3 protein-coding genes and 1 pseudogene are annotated in these 3,509 nt (G+C 64.1%); all 4 read left to right on the top strand.

All coding sequences use genetic code 11. The features are described from left to right. Positions 1-215 (top strand): annotated as a pseudogene (locus FNH08_RS52785) (type VII secretion-associated serine protease mycosin); the annotation flags it as partial. Positions 216-276: 61 nt separating this feature from the next. Beyond that, on the top strand, positions 277-615 hold the full coding sequence (locus FNH08_RS47165) for a hypothetical protein (RefSeq protein WP_152778031.1): 339 nt from the start codon (positions 277-279) through the stop codon (positions 613-615). Between the two features lie 42 nt (positions 616-657). Next, positions 658-2,199: a WXG100 family type VII secretion target gene (locus FNH08_RS53340; protein ID WP_152778029.1), complete on the top strand. Its 1,542-nt coding sequence runs from the start codon at positions 658-660 to the stop codon at positions 2,197-2,199. 72 nt (positions 2,200-2,271) lie between these two features. Beyond that, a partial coding sequence (gene mycP / locus FNH08_RS47155) for a type VII secretion-associated serine protease mycosin (RefSeq protein WP_322726568.1) occupies positions 2,272-3,509 on the top strand: 1,238 nt, incomplete at its 3' end.

The following is a 3,509-nucleotide window of genomic DNA, read 5'->3' as shown; positions in this document are numbered from 1 at the left end:
CCCCCCAGCCGGACCCCCCGGCCACGGTCCGCTCGAGCGGCGTCGTCCCCATGGCGGTGACGATCGGCGAGAGCGAGGCGGAGAAGGAACGGCGCGTCGCGATTTACGTGCTGGGCGCGGGACTTGTGATGGTTTTTGTGGTTGCGGGCAGCGGGGTTGCTGTGCGGGACTGGCGTAGTAAGCGGGTTGGCGGAGCCCGGCGGGCTGGACGATGACTGGGCACCGGGCTGGTACTGGTGCTGACAACTTGAGGAACAGGGGAGAGGACAACGGGGTATGAGCAACGGAATGCGGGTCGATCTGAGCGCGCTGGATGAGGTCATCCGGAAGCTCAACGGCCTTCTCTCGGACATGGACAAGGCCAACACCAAGGCCAAGTACGAGACGGACATCCCGAGCACGGCGTTCGGCAGCATGAAGTTCTTGGAGTCCAACGAGCTTCACAGCGCCCACCAGGAGCAGAAGACCAGGATCGAAAAAATGATCAAGGATCTGCACGGGCTGATCGACGACTTCGGCACGAGCACCTCGAAGGTCAGGGACAAGTACAGCAACCAGGAGCAGGCGAACGCGCAGGGTGTGAGCGCGGCTCCTGGTAAGGGCGCGATCAACTAAGCGGTTCAGCGACCGGTCACTGACAGAGGGGACGTTCAAAAAATGTATGGCTACGGTTACCAGCCAACTCCTGAGCAGATCAAGGCTCAGCAAGAGGCTCGAGAGCAGCGCATCCAGGACAAGCACGACGAGAAGCTCGAATCGATCAAAGACGGCGGTATGGGGGGCCCAGACCGTAGTCAGCTCGACACGCCCTTCATGAAGATGGGCATCCCTGAGCTCCGATCCATGATCCTGGACGCGGACCCCGGCCGGATCTACGAGGTCAGCCAGCACTGGAAGTCGGTCCATAACATCCTGTCCGGCGGCGACGGCGACGGTAAGAGCGGCGGCGTGGACTCGGTGTCCTCGAAGGACAGCGTCGCGGGCATGATGCAGAGCGCAGTGGAAAACGTCCTGGAGCACTGGGAGGGCGACGCGTCCGAGGCGTTCCGTAAGAAGGCCAACGAGGTCATGCAGAACCTCCGGAACGCAGCTGCGTGGGCCAATCACTACGGGGAAGCCATGCACGCCGTCCAGAACGACCTGCGGAACTCCATGTCCAAGATGCGGGAGGTCGAAGAGCCTTCAGGCTGGGACAGGGCCTGGGACAAACTCACGGACGACGGGCGCAGTGACGAGCAACTGCTGGAAGACATCAACAAGGGCGTGAGCACAGACGCCGCCCGCCAGGCGAACGCCGACTCCTTGTCTGCAGGGAAGGAGGCGCAGCTGCAGGGCGTGGCGATCATGGAGCAGTTGGGGGTCAACTACAAGGCTTACTCGAAGGGTACATTCCGAGACGATGACGTGAGGGATCCCTTCCAACCCCCGAGCCCTCAAACGCCGATGCCTACCCCCATTTCCATGCCGTCTGCTGGCAGCTCGGGGCCAGGCAGCGGCAGCAGCACCGCCAAGCCGTGGAGCGCTGGGCCGACAACGAGTGTTAAGCCGTCGCCAACGACGCCCCGTGACCCGGGCATCACGGGAGGCTCACAACTCCCGACAGCCAAGACGAAGATTGACAGCATGTCCCCCGGCCTGACGGGGACCGGTCCCGTCACGGGAACGGGCGGAGGCATCAGCGGCGGGGGTGGCGGTATCGGTACCGGTGGCGCCCAGAGCCCAGGCATCGTGGCCCCCGGCGGAGCATCTGGTCTCGCGGGCGGTGCTGCCGCGCGCGGCGGCATCGGAGCCGCTGGAGGTCGCGGTGGTATGGCTGGAGGCGGCGCGGCAGCAGGCCGCGGCGCCGGAGGCCGAGCGGGTATGGGAGGCATGGGTGGCGCCGGAGCCGGCGCAGCTGGCCGAGGCGGTGCTGGTGCGGGCGGTCGCGGAGCCCTCGCTAGGTCCCGTGGCGGTGTGGTCGGTGCAGCCAAGGGGGTCACTGGCAAGGGCGCCGGCGGCGGTGCCGGCTTGCACGGCAGCCGCGGCGGAACCCAGCGCGGCGGCATGGCGGGTGGAGCTGGCGGTGTGGGCGGCCGCAACGGTCGACGGTCCGAGGAAGAGAACGGTAGGGGCGACCGTCCCGACTACTTGGTCGAGGACGAAGAGACCTGGATTTCGGAAGAAGACCGCAACCGCAACGTTCCGCGAACCATCGAGTAAGCACCGCAAGCGGGCCGGACGGAGAGTCGTCGCCTGCACCCCTATGAAGGCTGGCACCCCAGCCATGGCTGAGTGAGGAGCAAGGAATTGGGTTTCAAACGAGTCTGGTCCACGACAGGTGTCGTGGCGTTGACGGGAGCCTTGCTCCTCACTTCAGCCCCCGTTGCCTCGGCAGACGCCGTCCGGGATGCGCAGTGGCCCCTGACGGTGTACGACGCTGAGAAAGTTTGGAAGACCTCACAGGGGGCGGGAGTCACAGTCGCTGTAGTCGACTCAGGTGTAGATTCCAGTCACCCCGATCTCACTGGACAAGTTCTGCCAGGTAAGGACTTCACCGGTGCCGGAGATCCTCACAAAGATAGTCTCGGGCATGGCACTGCAATGGCCAGCCTCATCGCTGGACACGGCCACGGAGCAAATGACTCACTGGGCGTGATGGGACTCGCACCTAAAGCGAAGATTCTTCCGCTAAGGGTGAATGCGACTAGGGGCACGATTGATGGGAAGATTGATACGGCGGGTTGGACCGCTGGAGTCCGCTATGCAGTAGAGCAGGGCGCGTCAGTAATCAACCTGTCACTCGATGATTCTTCCGCATATCCTGGCTCAAAAGCCGCCAAGGCGATCGAATATGCGCAATCGCACGATGTCGTCGTTGTAGCGGCTGCCGGAAACGATGCAGGCACGGTGAATTACCCGGCCGCTCTCCCAGGCGTGGTAGCTGTCTCGGCAGTGGACAAGAGCCTTTCCCCCTGGTCTAAGTCCAACACCGGCAACGTCATTGTTGCAGCGCCCGGAGTGGAAGTCGCCCAGGCCGACCCGACGACCGCAAGTGGTTACGCGGTGGCAGACGGAACTTCTGGCTCCACCGCCTACGTCTCAGCCATCGTTGCCCTTCTCCGTTCTAAGTATCCCGACCTGACAGCAGGCCAGATCATCAACCGCCTGATCAAGTCAGCGTCCTTCGTGAACAACAAGGGCAAGACGGCCCCGGATGAGGAACTCGGCTACGGCATCGCCCGCCCAGGCACGGCGCTGACGATGGACATCCCAAAGGGCCCTAAAGAGGGCCCCCTGGCCAAGTCCTCATCATCCACGTCGACGAATTCCGGCGCCGCATCTGAGGACGACGACAGCACGAGCCAGGCCAAGAAAAAGAAGAAGTCCTCCTCCGGCAGCATTCTCCTCATCGCCGGCATCGCAGGCGCTGTGGTCGTCATCGCCATCCTCTTCGCCGTACTCCGCAGCCGCCGCAACGGCCGTAACGGCGGCCCTGGCCCTGGCGGCGGAGTCCCCCCGCAGGGAACGGG

It is taken from the genome of Streptomyces spongiae (assembly GCF_009377185.1).
Lineage (GTDB): Bacteria > Actinomycetota > Actinomycetes > Streptomycetales > Streptomycetaceae > Streptomyces > Streptomyces spongiae.
Note: the sequence above shows the minus strand (reverse complement) of the source record. Positions and strands in the feature narration are given on the sequence as shown.